17 protein-coding genes and 1 riboswitch are annotated in these 18,598 nt (G+C 35.1%); of the genes, 16 read left to right on the top strand and 1 reads right to left on the bottom strand.

Translation table 11 applies throughout. The features are described from left to right. Nucleotides 1–106 precede the first annotated feature (106 nt). Nucleotides 107–2,749, top strand: coding sequence for a valine--tRNA ligase (locus PBV87_RS04055; protein WP_271011235.1), 2,643 nt, complete (start codon nt 107–109; stop codon nt 2,747–2,749). Nucleotides 2,750–2,812: 63 nt separating this feature from the next. Here PBV87_RS04055 and PBV87_RS04050 read toward each other — a convergent pair whose 3' ends face one another. Then, complete coding sequence (locus PBV87_RS04050; RefSeq protein WP_271011234.1) at nt 2,813–4,183, bottom strand: citrate/2-methylcitrate synthase; 1,371 nt, start codon at nt 4,181–4,183, stop codon at nt 2,813–2,815. A 742-nt stretch (nt 4,184–4,925) separates the two neighbouring features. Here PBV87_RS04050 and PBV87_RS04045 point away from each other — a divergent pair. From PBV87_RS04045 to PBV87_RS03975, 15 genes are all read left to right on the top strand, one after another. Then, nucleotides 4,926–6,680 carry an ABC transporter substrate-binding protein gene (locus tag PBV87_RS04045; protein WP_271011233.1) on the top strand — a complete coding sequence of 585 codons (1,755 nt, stop codon included), beginning with the start codon at nt 4,926–4,928 and terminating at the stop codon, nt 6,678–6,680. A gap of 154 nt (nt 6,681–6,834) precedes the next feature. Then, nucleotides 6,835–7,803 carry an ABC transporter permease gene (locus PBV87_RS04040; RefSeq protein WP_053984225.1) on the top strand — a complete coding sequence of 323 codons (969 nt, stop codon included), beginning with the start codon at nt 6,835–6,837 and terminating at the stop codon, nt 7,801–7,803. A 12-nt stretch (nt 7,804–7,815) separates the two neighbouring features. Further along, nucleotides 7,816–8,811: an ABC transporter permease gene (locus PBV87_RS04035; protein WP_271011232.1), complete on the top strand. Its 996-nt coding sequence runs from the start codon at nt 7,816–7,818 to the stop codon at nt 8,809–8,811. An 8-nt stretch (nt 8,812–8,819) separates the two neighbouring features. Next, a complete protein-coding gene (locus PBV87_RS04030; RefSeq protein ID WP_330680342.1) occupies nt 8,820–9,986 on the top strand; it encodes an ABC transporter ATP-binding protein in 1,167 nt (388 codons plus the stop codon). Further along, the gene (locus tag PBV87_RS04025; RefSeq protein WP_271011231.1) at nt 9,987–10,964 is read left to right on the top strand and encodes an ABC transporter ATP-binding protein; all 978 of its coding nucleotides are present in this window, start codon (nt 9,987–9,989) and stop codon (nt 10,962–10,964) included. A 1-nt stretch (nt 10,965) separates the two neighbouring features. Then, entirely contained in the window at nt 10,966–11,235 is a 270-nt protein-coding gene (locus PBV87_RS04020; RefSeq protein ID WP_053984222.1) for a hypothetical protein, read from the top strand. Nucleotides 11,236–11,365: 130 nt separating this feature from the next. Further along, nucleotides 11,366–12,253, top strand: coding sequence for a YitT family protein (locus PBV87_RS04015; protein WP_271011230.1), 888 nt, complete (start codon nt 11,366–11,368; stop codon nt 12,251–12,253). A gap of 57 nt (nt 12,254–12,310) precedes the next feature. After that, nucleotides 12,311–12,412: riboswitch (purine riboswitch) on the top strand. A gap of 72 nt (nt 12,413–12,484) precedes the next feature. Further along, nucleotides 12,485–13,015 carry a nucleoside-triphosphatase gene (locus tag PBV87_RS04010; protein ID WP_271011229.1) on the top strand — a complete coding sequence of 177 codons (531 nt, stop codon included), beginning with the start codon at nt 12,485–12,487 and terminating at the stop codon, nt 13,013–13,015. Nucleotides 13,016–13,036: 21 nt separating this feature from the next. Then, nucleotides 13,037–14,116: an ABC transporter substrate-binding protein gene (locus tag PBV87_RS04005; RefSeq protein ID WP_053984219.1), complete on the top strand. Its 1,080-nt coding sequence runs from the start codon at nt 13,037–13,039 to the stop codon at nt 14,114–14,116. Beyond that, a complete protein-coding gene (locus PBV87_RS04000) occupies nt 14,113–15,114 on the top strand; it encodes a FecCD family ABC transporter permease (RefSeq protein WP_271011228.1) in 1,002 nt (333 codons plus the stop codon). The genes PBV87_RS04005 and PBV87_RS04000 overlap by 4 nt, the downstream gene beginning before the upstream one ends. A gap of 8 nt (nt 15,115–15,122) precedes the next feature. Next, on the top strand, nt 15,123–15,770 hold the full coding sequence (locus tag PBV87_RS03995; protein WP_271011227.1) for a nucleotidyltransferase family protein: 648 nt from the start codon (nt 15,123–15,125) through the stop codon (nt 15,768–15,770). Further along, nucleotides 15,751–16,323 (top strand): xanthine phosphoribosyltransferase, encoded by a 573-nt coding sequence (locus PBV87_RS03990; protein ID WP_271011226.1) that lies wholly within the window; start codon nt 15,751–15,753, stop codon nt 16,321–16,323. Before PBV87_RS03995 ends, PBV87_RS03990 begins: the two co-directional genes overlap by 20 nt. Nucleotides 16,324–16,543: 220 nt before the next feature. Then, on the top strand, nt 16,544–17,251 hold the full coding sequence (locus PBV87_RS03985; protein WP_271011225.1) for a hypothetical protein: 708 nt from the start codon (nt 16,544–16,546) through the stop codon (nt 17,249–17,251). Between the two features lie 19 nt (nt 17,252–17,270). Next, complete coding sequence (locus PBV87_RS03980; RefSeq protein ID WP_271011224.1) at nt 17,271–17,978, top strand: flavodoxin family protein; 708 nt, start codon at nt 17,271–17,273, stop codon at nt 17,976–17,978. Between the two features lie 184 nt (nt 17,979–18,162). After that, nucleotides 18,163–18,597 (top strand): MarR family winged helix-turn-helix transcriptional regulator, encoded by a 435-nt coding sequence (locus PBV87_RS03975; protein WP_271011223.1) that lies wholly within the window; start codon nt 18,163–18,165, stop codon nt 18,595–18,597. The last annotated feature ends 1 nt before the right edge of the window (nt 18,598 follow it).

Here is an 18,598-nt window from a genome sequence, read left to right as displayed (position 1 = left end):
TACTTAATGGTATTCAATGATATGAGCAAGACTTTAAAAATGAAATGATAGAAACAGTGTTAAGTTCAACTTATAAGTTGTGAAAAATAAAAGGAGGTTTATGAAAATGAGTAACTTAGAAAAAGTATATGATCCAAGTACCGTTGAAGAAAGACTTTATAAAAAGTGGATGGATAATGGTTATTTTCATGCAGAAGTAGATAAGGAGAAAGAGCCATTTACAATTGTTATTCCACCACCAAACATTACAGGGCAACTTCACATGGGGCATGCACTTGATAATACACTTCAAGATATTTTAATCCGTTACAAACGTATGCAAGGGTACAACACACTTTGGATGCCAGGAACAGACCATGCAAGTATTGCAACAGAAGTAAAAATCGTTGCTAAAATGGCTGAAGAAGGGATTACAAAAGATGACCTAGGTCGTGAAGGATTCTTAGAAAAAGCTTGGGAATGGAAAGAACAATACGGTGGTACAATCATCGGTCAGCTTAAAAAGCTTGGTTCTTCTTGTGACTGGGAAAGAGAACGTTTCACAATGGATGAAGGTTTATCAAAAGCTGTTCAAGAAGTATTTATTCGTCTTCATGAAAAAGGCTATATTTATAAAGGTTCTAGAATTGTTAACTGGTGTCCAGTATGTCAAACAACTATTTCAGAAGCAGAAGTTGAGCATATGGAAAGCCAAGGTAATTTCTACCACTTACGTTACCCAGTAGTAGGGAGCGATGAATTCGTAGAAATTGCTACAACACGTCCAGAAACATTACTTGGAGATACAGCTGTTGCTGTTAATCCAAAAGATGAACGTTATAGCCACTTAGTTGGTAAAATGCTTAAATTACCACTTACAGATAGAGAAATTCCAGTAATTGCTGACCACTATGTTGATATGGAATTTGGTACAGGTGTTGTTAAAATTACTCCAGCACATGACCCTAATGACTTTGAAGTAGGTCGTCGTCATGATTTAGAAGAAATCTGTGTCATGAATGATGATGGTACAATGAACAACTTAGCTGGTAAATACGCAGGTATGGATCGCTATGATGCACGTAAAGCAATGCTTAAAGACCTAGAAGAACAAGGTCTTCTTATTGCAATTAAACCACATATGCACAATGTAGGTACACATGACCGTTGTAAAACAGTTATTGAGCCAATGGTTAAAGCACAATGGTTTGTACGTATGGAAGAAATGGCTAAACCAGCTATTGAAGCACTTAAAAAAGGTGATTTACGTTTCGTACCAGAACGTTTCGGTAAAACATACCTTAACTGGTTAGAAAATATCCGTGACTGGTGTATTTCTCGTCAGCTTTGGTGGGGACACAGAATTCCAGCTTACTACTGTGAGGAATGTGGTGAAGTTGTGATTGCACGTAGTATGCCAGAAGCATGTACAAAATGTGGTCATACACACTTAGTTCAAGATGAAGATACATTAGATACATGGTTCAGTTCAGCATTATGGCCATTCTCAACACTTGGCTGGCCAGATAACACAGAAGAGCTTAAGCATTTCTATCCAACAAGTGTACTTGTAACAGGATATGATATCATCTTCTTTTGGGTAGTACGTATGGTATTCTCAGGTCTTGAACAAATGGGAGAAGTTCCGTTCAAAGACGTTCTTATCCACGGGCTTGTACGTGACTCAGAAGGACGTAAAATGAGCAAGTCATTAGGAAATGGTATTGATCCACTTGAAGTAATCAACCAATACGGTGCAGATGCATTAAGACTTACATTAATCACAGGTAATGCACCAGGTAATGATATGCGTTTCTACTACGAACGTGTAGAAGCTAACCGTAACTTTGGAAATAAACTTTGGAATGCAACACGTTTCATCCTTATGAATTATGAAGGTGAAGACAGTAATCTTCAAGTAAGCATTGATGACTTAACAGCTGCAGATAAATGGATTCTTTCAAAAGTAAATGACCTTGCAGTAGAAGTAACAGATAACATGGACAAATACGACCTTGGTATTGCTGTTCAAAAACTTTACGATTTTGCTTGGGAAGAATTCTGTGACTGGTACATTGAAATGGTGAAACCACGTCTCTATAATAAGGAAGATAAAACACGTCATGCTGCACTTTGGACACTTAAAACAGTTATGATTAATGTTCTTAAAATGCTTCATCCATATATTCCATTCATCACAGAAGAAATCTTTATGGGACTTCAAGATCAAGAAGAAAGTATCATGATTTCAAGTTGGCCAGTATATAAAGAAGAATGGCATTTTGCAACAGAAGAACAAGAAATCTCTCTTATTAAAGAAGCAGTTCGTTCAATTCGTAACGTAAGAAGTGAAATGAATGTACCACCTTCAAGAAAAGCTCAAGTATTTGTAGTATCAGAAGAGGCTGGTGTACGTGATCTCTTTGAACGTGGTAAAGTATTCTTTGCAACACTTGCTTCTGCTTCAGAAGTAATTATCCAAGGAGATAAAGAAGGTATTGAAGAAGATGCAGTATCAACAATCATTCCAAATGCATCCCTATTCATCCCACTTGCAGAACTTGTAGACTTTGAAAAAGAAATCGAACGTTTAAATAAAGAAAAAGCTAAACTTCAAGGTGAAGTTGACCGTGTAGTGAAAAAACTTTCAAATGAAGGTTTCGTAGCAAAAGCACCAGCTAAACTTATTGAAGAAGAAAAAGCAAAACAAGCTAAATATGAAGCAATGCTTGCTGAAATAGTAGCACGTCTTGAAAAATTTAATAAATAGTTAGAACAACAAAAAAGAGATATCCAATGTAATTTGGATATCTCTTTTTTTATTTGTACTATATTAGCGAGCAGTAAGTGCGGTATACTCACGTCTTTCAGCAACGCTCTTATAGGCTGGACGAATGATTTTACCAGCATTAACGATTTCCTCGATGCGGTGAGCACTCCAACCTGAAATTCTGGCAATAGCAAAGATAGGTGTGTAGAGTTCAAGTGGCAAGTTTAACATGCTATAAACAAAACCAGAATAGAAGTCTACATTGGCACTAACGCCTTTGTACATTTTACGTGAATGGCTAATCACTTGAGGTGCAAGCTTTTCGATACGTGTATAGAAATCGAATTCGTCTTCCATACCTTTAGCTTTTGCAAGTTTAGCAGCATATTCTTTTAAAATGGTAGCACGAGGGTCAGACACGGAATAAACAGCGTGACCAATACCATAAATAAGACCAGCTTTATCAAAAGCTTCTTTATTAAGAAGTCTGGTTAAATAGTCACAAATAGCTTCTTCATCTTTCCAGTCTTTGATGTTCTCACGCATATCTTCGAACATTTTAACAACTTTTAAGTTGGCGCCACCATGTTTTGGCCCTTTTAAAGAACCGAGAGCAGCAGCGATAGAGGAGTAGGTATCCGTGCCAGATGAAGTGACAAGGTGAGTTGTGAAAGTAGAGTTATTACCACCACCATGTTCCGCATGAAGAATAAGTGCTAAATCAAGAAGGGTTGCTTCTAATTGGGTATATTTACTATCAGGTCTTAACATATAAAGGATATTTTCAGCAGTAGAAAGCTCAGGCTGAGGTGTATGAATGTAAAGACTTTGGTTACTGTGATAATGAGCATAAGCTTGATAGCCATAGACTGCTAAAGAAGGGAAGGTAGCAATTAATTTAATGCATTGTCTAAGTGTATTAGTAAGGGAAGTATCATCAGGATTCCCTTCATCATAGCTATAAAGAGCAAGAACACTTCTTGCCATACTATTCATAATATCTTTACTAGGTGCTTTTAAAACCATATCTCTTACAAAGTCATCAGGAAGTTTTCGTTTTTCTCCTAATAATTTTTGGAAGTTAGTAAGCTGTTCTTGTGTTGGTAATTTACCAAATAGTAATAAGTAAGTGGTTTCTTCAAAACCAAAGCGCCCATCTGAGAGATAACCTTGTGTAATATCTTCAATGTCAATCCCGCGATAGATTAGGTGACCAGGAGCTGGAACAAGCTTTCCATCTTGCTCTATGTAAGAGTTAACTTCACCGATTTCTGTTAAGCCTACAAGTACACCGCGACCATCTAAGTCACGTAAGCCACGTTTAACTGCATATTTGCCAAAAAGGCTAGGGTCAATATAATTGTTCTCTCGGGCTAAAGTAGTAAGTTCATCTAATAAGCCACAAGAATTAGAAATAGTTTTTGGATCTGCCATAAAATACCCCCTTGAATATTATCTTAATTTACTATAATTAATGTTAACATTTTGAATACTTAAGTGTCAATATGAATAAAAAATGATCATGGAAAAAATAGTAAAGATATGACCCAAATAAGGTCTTAGAGGAGTTTAACAAAGCTATATATCAGTAAGATATAAATATTTGATGAATAATAGATGAATAAATATGGAAAATTTGAATGAAATAAAAATATAAAAAAGAAATGAATAGATATAGATTGCTTTTATAAAATTACAGGTATTAGAAAAGAGTACTTGCATATATGAAAGAAAAGAATAAAGATCCTTCTCTCATAGAAAAGTAAGAAATAGAGTTAGTTAGTCTCCTTTTCTTTTTGTTGTTGTCATAAATTCTAAATGCAGTTGTATATAATAGATAGAAAATATACTAAAAAAGGCTGACAAATTTTAAAATTTAGAAATGGCATATAGACAAATGTACCTGTTAGAAAAGCAATGAGAGGTTTAAATTCAAAAATATGATAGATTAAAATGGTAAAAAATCATGGCTATAAGCCATTTTTTATAAATATACATAAAAATTACTACATAATTAAATAAATGCATTGAATAACTTGCAGATTTATGGTAATATGAAGTAGAAATTGTTAATAAAGTCTTGCATAATGATTGTATACAATCATTAAGTTGCAAAAACGTTCAGGCTTTGAAGGGAATTATAATAACAATAAGAAAGATAATGGAGGGATTAATAATGAAGAAATTTGCTAAAAAGTTCGTAGTATTATCATTAGCAACTGGTCTTGCAGCAACTAGCCTTGTAGCTTGTAGCAATGGCAATGACAGTCAAACAACACCAGAGGGGCAAAATCAATCAACAGAAAATAAAACAGACGACAAAAAAGAAGAAACTTCTAAATCTAAATATACAACAGCTGTTGTTGCATCACTTGAAATGAATGGTGTATTCAGCCCATTCTTTGCAACTACAGGTTATGATATGGGTGTTGCAGAAATGGTAGTTGCACCACTTATTAAAGCAGATCGTAATGCACAACCACAATCTGAACTTGCAGAATTTGCAATTGAAGAAGTTAAAGGTGATGATGGCGTAGTAACAGAAACAGTTTACACTTTCACACTTAAAGATGGTGTTACATTCAGCGATGGTAAACCTGTAACAGCAGATGATATTATCTTTACATATAAAGTATTAGCAGATCCATCATATGATGGTCCATCTACATTTGTAACATTACCAGTTGTAGGTCTTGAAGAATATGCAAAAGGTGATGCTACAGAAATCAGTGGTATTGAAAAAGTAGATGATAAAACAGTAAAAGTTACACTTAAAGGTATTGACCCAGCTGCTATCTGGAAATTAGGTGGTGTGGCAGTTGCTCCACAACACTACTACGGTGTAGATGATAGTGGTAAAGAATATGCAAAAGGTGACTTAACAGTTGTTAAAGCAAGAAATGCTAAACCAATGGGAGCAGGTGCTTACACATTTGGAAGCTTTGAAAACAACGTAGTAACACTTAATGCAAATGAAAGTTACTTCAAAGGTGCGCCAGCTACTCCAACAATCAAATACCAAGTTACAGCTGAGTCTAACAAACTTGAAGGTTTAAAACTTGGTGAGTTTGATATCTCTGACCCATCAGCATCAGTAGAAATGGTTAAAAACGTAGAAGATGCAGGTCTTGAGTACAGATTAGTAGATAACTTAGGTTACGGATACATCGGTATGAATGCAGAACGTATTACAGATGTTAACGTTCGTAAAGGTTTAATGCACCTTATGAACCGTCGTCCAGCAGTTGAATCATACTATGGTGAACTTGCAACAGTTATCGAAAGACCAATGTCACAAGTATCTTGGGCATATCCAGAAGGTGCAACAGAATACTATGGTTTCGATCCAGCTAAAGCTTTAGAATACTTCACAGCTGCAGGTTATACACAAGTAGATAAAAATGGTAAACCAAGTCTTGAAAAAGATGGTAAACAACTTCGTATTGAAGTAGGTATTCCAGGTGGCGGTACTATGGACCATCCAACAGCTCCAGTACTTACTCAAATGAAAACTGAAATGGAAAAAATCGGTGCTGTACTTGAAATCGCAGATACAGATGGAACAGTATTCTTCGATAGACTTAACCAAAGCGACTGGGATATGTGGGTAGCAGCTTGGGGTGCAACAGTTGACCCAGATATGTACCAAGTTTACCACTCAGAAGGTCCATCAAATCATTACAAAGTTAAAAATGCAGATTTAGATCAACTTATTGTAGATGCACGTTTAACAAATGATATTGAAGAAAGAAAAGAATGCTATAGTAAAGCGCTTGACATCATTATGGATGAAGCGGTTGAAATGCCAGTATACCAAAGAAAGAATATGTATGTATTCAACCAAGAAATCGTAGATATGGATTCACTTCCAAAAGATATGACTCCTTACTACACATACTTTGCAGAAGTTGAATCATTCAGACTTAAATAATAATAAGGCATGAAACTAATCACCAACTCCTTAGGGGTTGGTGATTAATATCAGCCTATAATAAGAATTATGTAAAATAGATGAAATAAAACTATTTATTGTAAGTTGATATTAATCACAAAATGCTATAGATTCTAGAAAAGGAGTGAAATAGATGAGACAATATATTATCCGAAGATTGTTTATATCAATTTTCGTACTATTAGGTGTGTCTATGATTGTTTATGGTTTACTACGTTTAGCACCAGGAGATTATGTAAGTACAATTACACAAGGTAGGCCAGATGTTACACAAGAGATGAAAGACCAATTAGCTGAACTCTATGGACTTAATAAAGGGGTAGTAGAAGGATATATTGACTGGGTAAGTGATGCAGTCAAAGGTGATTTTGGTGATTCTTTAGTATACAGTAAACCAGCTACAGCAGTTATTAAAGATAAAATGTGGATTTCTTTCTGGATGGCACTTCCATCCTTTATATTACAGCTTTTAATTGCTATACCACTGGGAATAATCTCGGCTACAAAACAATATACAATGACAGACTATACTGTTACAACCATTGCATTAGTAGGGATTTCTCTACCAAGTTTCTTCTTTGCAGCGATTTTACAAAGAATATTTGCTATGGGACTTAAATGGTTCCCACTTCAAGGGATGGTAACAGCACGTATGGACTATGAAGGCTTTGCACTCATTATGGATATGGCATGGCACTTTATTCTTCCAATTACAGTTTTAACTGTACTTAGTATTGGAGGACTTATGCGTTATAGTCGTACAAATATGTTAGAAGTATTAAATGCAGATTACATACGTACAGCAAGAGCTAAAGGGCTTAGCGAACATAAAGTTATTTATAAGCATGCATTCCGTAATACACTTATCCCAATCGTTACTATGGTTGGTGGTATGATTCCTGGACTTTTCTCAGGAGCTATGATTACTGAAGGTATTTTCTCTATTGAGGGGCTTGGCTATGTAGGGCTTAAAGCACTTCGTTCTGGAGATATTCCATTTATGATGGCCTTTACAATGTTCATTGCAGTTTTAACATTATTAGGTACTTTATTATCAGATATTCTCTATGCAGTGGTTGACCCACGCGTAAGACTTAAATAAGGAGTGATGAAAATGGCTGAAAATACAAAGTTAGAAACAAACAAACAAAAAGATATCAACCTTGAGAAAATCGTTACTCCTGGTCAGCTTGTTATGAAGCGTTTTTTACGTAATAAACTTGCTATAGGTGGGGTAGTTATTCTTGTAGCGATGTTCTTATTTTCATTCTTAGGGCCACTTTTTACAAGCTATGGTGAGTATACAATCTTCTTTGTAAAAGATGGTGTAGAATTTAGTTCAGAGGACCACAAAGGTATGGATCCAACTGCAGAGGGTGTAAAGGTATATAATAAAGCAAAACCTTCAAAAACACACTGGCTTGGAACAGATAAAGATGGACGTGATGTACTTGTTCGTCTTATGTATGGTGGTAGAGTATCTCTTATCATCGGGTTTGTAGTAGTAGGTATTCAACTTGTATTTGGTATTTTATTAGGTGGTATAGCTGGATATTATGGAGGGAAGATAGATAACTTTATTATGCGTATAGTCGATGTCTTCTATTGTATACCGACTTTACCAATTATGTTAATTATCAGTTCTATTATGTTAGCTTATGCAATTCCACAAGAACTTAAAATCTATGTCCTTATGCTTGCAATGGGTCTTTTAGGATGGACTGGTGTTGCACGTATTGTACGTGGTCAAATTTTAAGCTTACGTGAACAAGAATTCATGGTAGCAACAGAAGCAATTGGGCTTCACCCAGCAAAACGTATTATGAAACATCTTATTCCAAACGTAATGCCACAGCTTATTGTGATTGCAACAATGGGTATGGGTAGTATTATATTAGCGGAAGCAGCTTATAGTTATTTAGGTATTGGGGTACCATTCCCACTTGCGTCATGGGGAAATATGGTTAACACTGTTAATGACCCTGTTATTATGAGAGAGTACATGAACATCTGGTTCCCACCAGGATTTTGTATTTTATTAACAGTTTTAGGCTTCAACTTCGTAGGTGATGGCTTACGTGATGCCTTTGACCCTAAAATGAAAAGGTAGGTGATAACATGACTGGTATAACAGCTGAAATGAAAAAACAAAAGAAACTTGAGCAAAAAGAAGCTAAAAAACGTATGCGTCAAATTTCTAAAGAAAATAGTAAAGTCATTAAGAAATTTGAAAAAGAAAAGAAACGTAAAAAAGTAGATCCTTCAGAGTATCAAACAACAATGAAGAATCCAGAAAATATTATTGAAATAGATAACCTTCAAACTTTCTTCTTTACAGATATGGGTACAGTAAAATCTGTAAATGGTGTAACACTTGAAATTCCAAAAGGAAAAACAGTTGCACTAGTAGGAGAATCTGGTTGTGGTAAATCAGTAACAAGTCTTTCTATGATGAAGCTTGTACAAGGACCTACAGGACAAATTGTAGGTGGAGAAATTCGTTATAACCGTAAAGGTGGCCCAGTTGATATTGTTAAAACACCTATTAGTGAAATGCAACATATTCGTGGAAATGAAATTGCAATGATCTTCCAAGAGCCAATGACAAGCTTAAACCCAATTTTTAAAATTGGTTACCAAATTGATGAGACCATTGCACTACATAGACCAGATATGAGCAAAGAAGATATCAAAAAGCAAACCATTGAAATGCTTAAATTAGTTGGTATTGCACGTGCAGAAGGTATTTATGACAGCTACCCACATGAACTTTCAGGTGGTATGCGCCAACGTGTTATGATTGCCATGTCACTTTGTTGTGATCCACAATTTATTATTGCTGATGAGCCAACTACAGCGCTCGACGTTACAATTCAAGCTCAGATTTTAGACTTACTTCGTGATATCAAAGATAAAATTGATGCAAGTATCCTACTTATTACTCATGACCTTGGAGTAGTAGCTGAGATGGCAGATTATGTTGTTGTTATGTATGCAGGTAAAATCGTGGAACAAGGAACGGCTCATGAAGTATTCCTTAATCCAAAACATCCATATACAATGGGCCTTATTAAGAGTAAACCAGCAGTAGGAAAAACAGTAGATCGTCTTTACTCTATTCCAGGTGCTGTACCAAATCCAGTTCAAATGCCAACACATTGTTTCTTTAAAGATCGTTGTGATAAATGCATTGAAAAATGTAAAGGTGATATTCCTGGACTTAGAATTATTGATGAAAATCATAAGGTTGCCTGTCATCTTTATGATGTAAAGGAGGGGAAATAGATGTCAGAAAACATTTTAGAAGTTAAAGAACTAAAAAAATATTTCCCTATTAAAGCTGGGGTTATCCAACGTGTAGTAGGGCATGTTAAAGCGGTAGATGGTATAAGCTTTAATATTAAAAAAGGTTCTACATTTGGTTTAGTAGGAGAATCTGGCTGTGGTAAAACAACAGTAGGGCGTACGCTTCTTCGCTTACAAGAAAACTCAGGGGGAAAAGTTGTATTTGATGGCAAAGATGTATTTGGTCTTTCAAATAAAGAGCTTCGTAAAATTCGTCCAGAAATGCAACTAATTTTCCAAGATCCATACAGTTCATTAAGCCCAAGAATGCCTGTTGGAGAAATTATTGGTGAAGGTGTACGTGAACATAATATTGTTCCAAAAGAAGAATATAGAGAATATGTTATGAGTGTTATGGAGAAATGTGGTCTTCAACCTCATCATATTGACCGTTATCCACATGAGTTCTCAGGTGGACAAAGACAACGTATTTGTATTGCACGTGCTATCGCACTTAAACCAAAAGTAATTGTATGTGATGAACCAGTATCTGCACTTGACGTATCTATTCAAGCACAAATCATCAACTTACTAAAAGACCTTCAAGAAGAGTTTGGCTACAGCTACTTATTCATTTCTCATGACTTAAGTGTTGTAGAACATATTTCTGATGAAGTAGGGGTTATGTACTTAGGTAACTTAGTAGAAAAGGCTCCAAAAGAAGAATTATTTGCTAATCCAAAACATCCATATACAAAAGCACTTTTCAGTGCGATTCCAGTTCCAGATCCAACAGTGAAAATGAACCGTATCGTTCTTGAAGGTGATATTCCATCTCCAGCTAATCCACCAGCAGGTTGTAAATTCCATACAAGATGTAAAGAATGTATGGAAATCTGTAAAACACAAGCACCAGTTTATAAAGATTATGGCAATGATCACTATGTAGCATGCCATCTTTACGACCAAGGTAAATAAGATGAATAATAACAATAAAGATGATGGAAGAACAGTAGCTGAGATGAATATACCGGGTATGCCTTGGTATGCTGGTCCAAGTGACCGCCATACCGGAGCCCCACAAGGGGAAAAGAAAAATAGCTTAGAGCAAGAAAGAATTGTTCTTTCAAAAGGTGAAAAACGAGCTATTTATAAAGGTGTTATGGCTGCTATTTTACCATTAGTTATGGCTTTTGCAGTTGGATACTTTTTGATTTTTCTTTTCTTAGATTTAGTGTGGCTTGGTTAATACTCTATTCAAAAGATAAATTTTAGGTTATAATACAAAAGACTAACAAGAGTCTGTTACTGCTAAGCAGTAACAGCTCTTTCTTTTTGGCTAGAAAATGATTACAGTAAAGAAAAGAAGAGGAGTACATATGAAAGTATTTGGTGTTACAAAAAAAGAACTATTTTTGATATTAGCAGGTTCAACCCTTTTAGCACTTGCTATTAATTGGTTCTTATCTCCTAATGCACTTATAACAGGAGGCATTTCAGGGACTTCTATCATTGTTGAAGAAGTGACAAAAGGTATGTTTGGAGTAGGCGTACCACTATGGATTACAAACTTAGGGTTAAATATTCCCTTATTTCTAATTAGTATTAGACAAAGAGGCTTTCAGTTTGCTCAGAAGTCACTTTATAGTGTGCTTTGGGTGTCATTTGCTTTATGGTTTACCAAGTTTTTACCAAATCCATTTACTTCTACAGAAGACCTTTTGTTGCCAGCATTATTTGGAGGTATTTTTCTTGGATGTGGAATAGGTCTTGTTATTCGTGCAGGTGGAACAACAGGTGGTACCGATATGTTAGCTTCTATTATCAAATTTAAACATAATAATTTCCCCATTACAAAGTTAATGCTTATGATAGATGGATGTATTATTTTAAGTGGATTTTTCATCTTTGGACAGGAAAAAGCTATGTATGGTATTATTTCACTAGTTGTGATAAATAAAATTATTTCTAATATTATAGAAGGTATAGATTATGCAAAAGCTGTATTCATTATTTCAGATGAGAATGAACGTATTTCCAAGGAAATAATGGAGAAAATCCCACGTGGTGTAACAGGACTTAAAGCAACAGGCAAATATTCTAGAGAAGATAAAGAAATGCTTTATGTTGTTGTTTCTCAAAATGAAATTGCAAGACTTCGTGACTTAGTACAAGAGATCGACCCCAAAGCCTTTATGACTATTGCTGATGTGAGAGAAGTATTAGGTGAAGGTTTTGTAAAAGATCCAACAGCACTAACAAATTAGATGGTTTACCTACTTGTAAATATTAGGTAAACTAGATATAATAATAGATAATAGTTAAGTAAGTATCAAACAGTAATTCGTATATAATCGGTAATAAGGTCCGAAAGTTTCTACCTGCCAACCTTAAATTGGCGGACTACGAGGTGTTTAAAGTTTTGCTTAATGTAAAACCTAAGACTCCTCTTTTTTTTGAGGAGTCTTTTTTTATAATTTTTTGGGGGAAATAGAGTAATGCAAAAAAAGAACTTTTTTATTACAGGTCCTAGAGGAATAGGAAAATCCACTTTACTTCAAAATGTATTAAGGGATTTAGAATGGCAAGATAAAGTTGTAGGATTTAGAACTTTACCGTACTATCATGAACTTACAAGAAGAGGGTTTTATTTACATAGTCTAATAGATATTGCAAACAATGACCAGCCTATATCATGGCAATTTACACCTGAGACATGTGAACCGATTACATGTACCTTTGAGACTTTAGGCGTAAATCTATTAGAGGCAAGTATGCAATGTGAGAAACCGTATATAGTGATGGATGAGATAGGTGTATTAGAACGAGAAGCTTATATTTTCCAAGATACAATTTTTAAAGTGCTAGATAGTGATAAGCTTGTAATAGGAGTATTAAAGGAAAAATCACATCCTTTTTTAAATCATATTAAAGGAAGAGGAGATACTGCTGTATATACTTTAAAAAGAGAAAACTTTGATCAAATTCTAGAAGAGATAAAAAGAGATTTGATGAAGTGTTTATCTTAATATAACAAATGAGGTGGGAGTATGAAGAAATTTATGTTTTTAGTATTGGGAATGAGTTTACTTGTAGGATGTAGTAGTCAGCCACAAAATACTGCACAGCAGCCAAAAGATGAAGCACCAGTACAAACTAAAGAGCAAGATACTCAAGATGAAGCACAGAGTGTTGACACAAAGAATAGTGTAACGGTTGTAGACCAGTTAGGGAGAGAAGTAACAATAGAAGGTGAAGTTGACCGTATTGTTTCTTCTTATTACATATCTTCATCCATGCTTATTGCTTTAGATGCAAAAGATAAAGTAGTTGGCCTTGAGATGAAAGCAGATACAAGAGAAATCTACAAACAAGCTGCACCAGAATTCTTAGAATTACCAGCAGTAGGTTCAGGAAAAACATTTAACGTAGAAGAAGCATTAGCACTTGATCCAGATCTTATTATTTTACCTTATCGCTTAGAATCATTTATTCCACAGATTGAAGCACTAGATATTCCTGTTATTGCAATTGAACCTGAAAGTATGGATCAATTCTTAGAATGTATTGATTTAATAGGGACAGCAATTGGCCATAAAGAAGAAGCAAATAAACTTTTAAATTATTTTGATGAGGTAACAAAAAAAGTTGAAGATGCAACAAAAGATTTAGAAGCACGTCCAAGTGTTTATTTTGCAGGTAGTGGTAATCCACTTGTAACATGTACAGGCAAAATGTATCAAAATGCATTAATTGAACTTGCAGGTGGTGAAAATGTATCTAAGGATTTAACAGATGGATACTGGCAAACCATTTCAAATGAAGAGCTTTTAAAATGGAATCCAGAATACATCTACGCAGTGGGGTATGCGGATTATGATTTGACAGCCATTACAGATGAGGCAAATTATAAAGAGATTCAAGCTGTACAAGCTGGAAATGTTAAATTCTTCCCATCCTCAATTGAGCCATGGGATTATCCAACGCCTTCAGCAGCACTTGGTATGCTTTGGCTTTTAAATGATCTTCATCCAGATCTTTATAGCCAAGATGCCTACATAGCGGATGCAAAGAATTTCTACAAGGAATTTTATAACATTGAAGTTACTGAAGAAGCACTTGGCCTATGAGCCTACAAAAAGTAAAGGTTAAAACAGCTGTATTAGTAGTGATGCTTCTAGGCTTAAGTATCGTATGTCTAGGTCTAGGACGTTATAATTTATCTCCTATAGAGGTTTTAAAAACTTTGATAGGTTTAGAGCCAGAGAAAATGGCTCATACAGTTGTATTTGGAATGCGTATTCCACGTATATTACTTGTTATACTTTCAGGGTGTGGACTTGCACTTAGTGGTCATGTGTATCAAGTTGTTTTTAGAAATCCACTTGTGTCACCTGATATATTAGGCGTAGGTTCGGGGTGCTCTTTTGGAGCAGCTTTTGCAATGGTATTTTTAGGTGGAAGCTTCTATATAGTAGGAACTACTGCTTTTATATGTGGAATTTTAGTTGTTACGTTAACATTAACTTTAGCAAGAAGGTCAACGCATAAGACTTTGAGCCTTGTATTATGGGGGATTGTAATGAGTTCTATTGCATCCTCAGGTCTTATGCTTATGAAATATAGTGCAGATCCTACAAAGCACCTGCCTAGTATTGAATTTTGGCTAATGGGCGGTTTTTATAATGCCAATTATAATACAGTAGTGCTAGTAGGCCTTTGTGTAGCAGTTGGTATGATTATATTATTTAGCTTAAGATGGAAGCTTAAAGTGCTGATGCTAGGAGATGAACAAGCACAAGCACTAGGTGTATCTGTAAAAAAGGTACGCTTATTAGCACTAGGTATGGCTACTTTAATCGTAGCAACTATTATTTCAGTAGTAGGTTTAGTAAGTTGGATTGGCCTTATTGCCCCACATCTTGCTAAGCTTTATACAAAAAGGGAAGATTTAAGTTGTGCATGCGCATCGATGTGTTTTGGAGGAATACTACTTCTAGGAGCAGATACATGTGCTAGGACACTCTTTCCGGCAGAGTTACCGATTAGCATTTTGACTTCTTTTATGGGAGCAATGATGTTAGCGGTGATACTTATACAATCAACAAAAGCAAGTCTACATAACTAAAAAATGAGATGGAGAGAGAAATGGAAAGCAAAGTGCCTTATATCTTTAAATTGATCATTTTAGCCGCTGGGAAAAGCACAAGATTTGGAGAAAACAAATTGCTTCAGTCCTATGGTAGAAGTACAGTCATTGGATGCCTCATACAAAAAATTGAAGAACTTGCACAAAGAGAATCTAGAATTGAACAGGTTATACTCGTAACCAATGAAACAACCCTAAAAGGTGTCAAGCCATGTGGCAAGAAGATACAAGTTGTACTTAATCCTGTACCAGAAGAAGGCATTAGCCATTCTATTTTTCTAGGTCTTGAAGCAGCAGGAGAAGCAGATGTATATGGCTTCTTAGTGGCAGACCAATTAGCATTAAGTATAGATACTATACAGGCTATGATTGAGAGGTATAAGGTTACAGAAAAAGGCATATTATGTGCTAAAAAAGGTGAAAACTTAGGCAATCCAGTATTTTTCCACCATCAATATGTGGAGGAGCTTAAGAAGTTACAAGGTGATAAAGGTGGCAAAGTTATTCTTAAGAAACATTTAGAAGATGTCACTTACTTTGAAATAGAAGATGCCAGAGAACTTCAAGACTTAGACACTAAAGAGGATTGGACATATTTTGAAAAGGAGAATGAAAATGCAAGTATTAAAAGATAGAATTTTAACTGAAGGTGTAGTAAAAGGTGGGAATGTATTAAAGGTAGATAGTTTTCTTAATCATCAAATGGATATTACTTTATTTGATGCCATGGGTGAGGAGTTAAAAAGAAGATTTAAAGACGAAAAAATTACTAAGATCTTAACTATCGAAGCATCAGGAATAGGTATTGCTTGTATTGTAGCAAGACATTTTGGTGTGCCAGTAGTATTTGCAAAAAAATCTGAGTCAAAAAACTTAGATGGCGATCTTTATACAAGCCCAGTCTATTCATTTACACACCAAAAAGAATATATGATTCGTGTAAGCAAAAAGTTTATTACTGAAGAGGATCGTGTACTTGTTATTGATGATTTCCTTGCAAATGGAAAAGCTCTTATAGGACTATTTGATATTTTAGGCCAATCTGGTGCAACAGTAGTAGGTGCTGGTATTGCTATTGAAAAAGGTTTCCAAGGTGGCGGTGATGCATTAAGGGAGCAAGGGTTAAGAATTGAATCTCTTGCAATTGTAGAAGAGATGGGTGAAGGATTTATTAAATTTAGAGATTAAAAAATGACTACCCTAGAAAGTTAGGGTAGTTTTTTTGTACTTTCAAAACAGTAGAGAAAAGGGATTAGAAAGAGAGGTGGCCTTTTATGTGTTATAAGTAAAAGGCTATAGCTTATAAATGAATTAAAAGATTTGAATAAACAAGTAGAAAGAATTTAAAAATATGGCAAAATATGGTATAATTCTTTTGAGGAAAAATAAGCGATGCAGGAGGAGTACCATGAGAAGAAAAACGGAAGTACTTTTAGGGGGTATTTTAGTTTTAGGTTTAGCCTTTGGAGGGTGTCAGGCAACTTATAGCAAAGCGAGTGATTCAGTCAATTTAAAACCTAATTTTACACAAGAAGATACAGTGACGTTGAATGCAAAACAACTGGAAAATTTGTCGGATGACATGGCTTCTAAAGTATTTAATAAACTTGAAGAAATGATGCAAAATCAAGTGAATGAGAGTAATGAGCAAGTTGCTATTCCCGTTGTAAAAGTGAGTAATCCTGTAGAGAATAGGGTAGAGGAAATTGTAGCGACCCATTCAGCAAATGACATGGATGGGATGAACTTATTTAGAAAACAAGCATGTACGATTGGAGAGAGACATTTTAGTATAGAAGGATATACAGATGCAGGGATAGATGAAGAGGGAGCATTTGTATTAGATGATGGACAAAGATGGGGGATTATTGTGCGTGAAGGTGACAAAGTTTATCCAATCTTTGGGCCCGTGTATAATCAATTAGGTAAGATAGATTATTCAACCTATCTAGATGAAAATAATAACTTGAATTTAGTGGTATATGATATACAAGGAGCAGGCATACGTATTATAAGTTATCAATTTGATCCCACTAAAGATGTATTTAAATACCAGACAATCTATGAAGCTTCTAATATTAATTACTTTACCTATGATATTGAATTAGCACCTTAATAATAATAGGGGGAAAGGCATGAAAATAACCGTTATTTATGGTACAGAACGTAAGGAACGTTCAACAACTTATCATTTAGCTCAGACTGTAATAGATGCATTAAAAGGTGAGGATGAAGTGAAAACATTCTTTCTGCCGAAAGATATGAACCAATTTTGCACAGGATGTTTTAAATGTTTTGAAGGGCATCAAGAGAAATGTCTAGCTTATAATCAGATAAAACCTATTCAAGAGGCATTTGAGGAAGCAGAGCTCATTATTTTTACTGTACCTGTCTATGTTTTTCATGTACCAGGGCAGGTTAAAGTGCTCCTTGATCACTTTGGTTTTTGGTGGATGGTACATCAATTAAATGGTAAGATGTTTCACAAACAAGCTATTGTAATTAGTACAGCAGCAGGGGCGGGCATGAAATCTACAGTTAAGGATGTAAAGGATAGTTTGGATTTTTGGGGAGTAGGAAGGGTTTATAGTTATAAAAAACCTATATGGGCAGCCCATTGGACAGAAATAAAAAAAGACCAACAAGATAAAATGAAAGAAGATATTCTAAAGGTTGCCACCAAAATCAAAAGGCGACAACATACTATGATACCTAGAGTGAAAGTAAAGCTTATGTTCTATGGGTGTAGACTTATGCAAAAGAAAATAGGTCTCAATGATGTAGATGTAGCACATTGGGAGAAGATGGGATGGCTCGGAAAAGTAAGACCATGGAAAAGCTAATTCAATAGAATGAAAAAGGTACATATATAATAGAAGGCTATTAGCCTCCTATTATATATGTACCTTTTTATATGGATAGAAAATAAAATGAGACTTGATGAAAAGTATGAAAGGGAGTATACTAAAAAAGGTTAGAAATCTAACAGTATTTTTTCGAACTAATTATAGGCATGGAGGATCTATGATGGATAAAGGATTTTTTGAAGATATAAGTGTATTACATCAGTTTATAAGAAATTTTCATAAAAGCTGCAATCCAGTTGAGATGAAGGTAGATCTAAATCGTACTCAGGCTCACGTATTGATGGCCGTTGCAAAAAATAATGTAAATACAATGACAAAGATAAGTGAGGAAGTTGGTCTTGAGAAAGGATCATTTACAACAGTTGTAGATAGCTTGATTCAAAAAGGTTATTTAGAACGTATACGTAGCGAAGAAGATAGAAGGAAAATTTCTCTTGTTTTAACAACTGAAGGAAGAGAAGTTGCCACGATGATGCAACAACACATGGGGAATCAAGCAGGAAAAATGTTTCATACAACCAATAAAGAAGATTTAGAAGCAATAAAGCAGGCAGTGCATGTGCTTGCAGAGTTTGCAAGAAAAGTTGAGGGGTGAT

Origin of the sequence: Holtiella tumoricola, from assembly GCF_027857615.1 — a bacterium.
Lineage (GTDB): Bacteria > Bacillota > Clostridia > Lachnospirales > Cellulosilyticaceae > Holtiella > Holtiella tumoricola.
Note: the sequence above shows the minus strand (reverse complement) of the source record. Positions and strands in the feature narration are given on the sequence as shown.

Bases quoted from the DNA above. Each gene is read 5' to 3' on its own strand.
- PBV87_RS04040 (WP_053984225.1), top strand. From the start codon at position 6,835: ATGAGACAATATATTATCCGAAGATTGTTTATATCAATTTTCGTACTA.
- PBV87_RS03995 (WP_271011227.1), top strand. From the start codon at position 15,123: ATGGAGAGAGAAATGGAAAGCAAAGTGCCTTATATCTTTAAATTGATC.
- PBV87_RS04035 (WP_271011232.1), top strand. From the start codon at position 7,816: ATGGCTGAAAATACAAAGTTAGAAACAAACAAACAAAAAGATATCAAC.
- PBV87_RS03985 (WP_271011225.1), top strand. From the start codon at position 16,544: ATGAGAAGAAAAACGGAAGTACTTTTAGGGGGTATTTTAGTTTTAGGT.
- PBV87_RS04015 (WP_271011230.1), top strand. From the start codon at position 11,366: ATGAAAGTATTTGGTGTTACAAAAAAAGAACTATTTTTGATATTAGCA.
- PBV87_RS04000 (WP_271011228.1), top strand. From the start codon at position 14,113: ATGAGCCTACAAAAAGTAAAGGTTAAAACAGCTGTATTAGTAGTGATG.
- PBV87_RS04050 (WP_271011234.1), bottom strand. From the start codon at position 4,183: ATGGCAGATCCAAAAACTATTTCTAATTCTTGTGGCTTATTAGATGAA.
- PBV87_RS03990 (WP_271011226.1), top strand. From the start codon at position 15,751: ATGCAAGTATTAAAAGATAGAATTTTAACTGAAGGTGTAGTAAAAGGT.
- PBV87_RS04020 (WP_053984222.1), top strand. From the start codon at position 10,966: ATGAATAATAACAATAAAGATGATGGAAGAACAGTAGCTGAGATGAAT.
- PBV87_RS04005 (WP_053984219.1), top strand. From the start codon at position 13,037: ATGAAGAAATTTATGTTTTTAGTATTGGGAATGAGTTTACTTGTAGGA.
- PBV87_RS04030 (WP_330680342.1), top strand. From the start codon at position 8,820: ATGACTGGTATAACAGCTGAAATGAAAAAACAAAAGAAACTTGAGCAA.
- PBV87_RS03975 (WP_271011223.1), top strand. From the start codon at position 18,163: ATGGATAAAGGATTTTTTGAAGATATAAGTGTATTACATCAGTTTATA.
- PBV87_RS04025 (WP_271011231.1), top strand. From the start codon at position 9,987: ATGTCAGAAAACATTTTAGAAGTTAAAGAACTAAAAAAATATTTCCCT.
- PBV87_RS04010 (WP_271011229.1), top strand. From the start codon at position 12,485: ATGCAAAAAAAGAACTTTTTTATTACAGGTCCTAGAGGAATAGGAAAA.
- PBV87_RS04045 (WP_271011233.1), top strand. From the start codon at position 4,926: ATGAAGAAATTTGCTAAAAAGTTCGTAGTATTATCATTAGCAACTGGT.
- PBV87_RS03980 (WP_271011224.1), top strand. From the start codon at position 17,271: ATGAAAATAACCGTTATTTATGGTACAGAACGTAAGGAACGTTCAACA.
- PBV87_RS04055 (WP_271011235.1), top strand. From the start codon at position 107: ATGAGTAACTTAGAAAAAGTATATGATCCAAGTACCGTTGAAGAAAGA.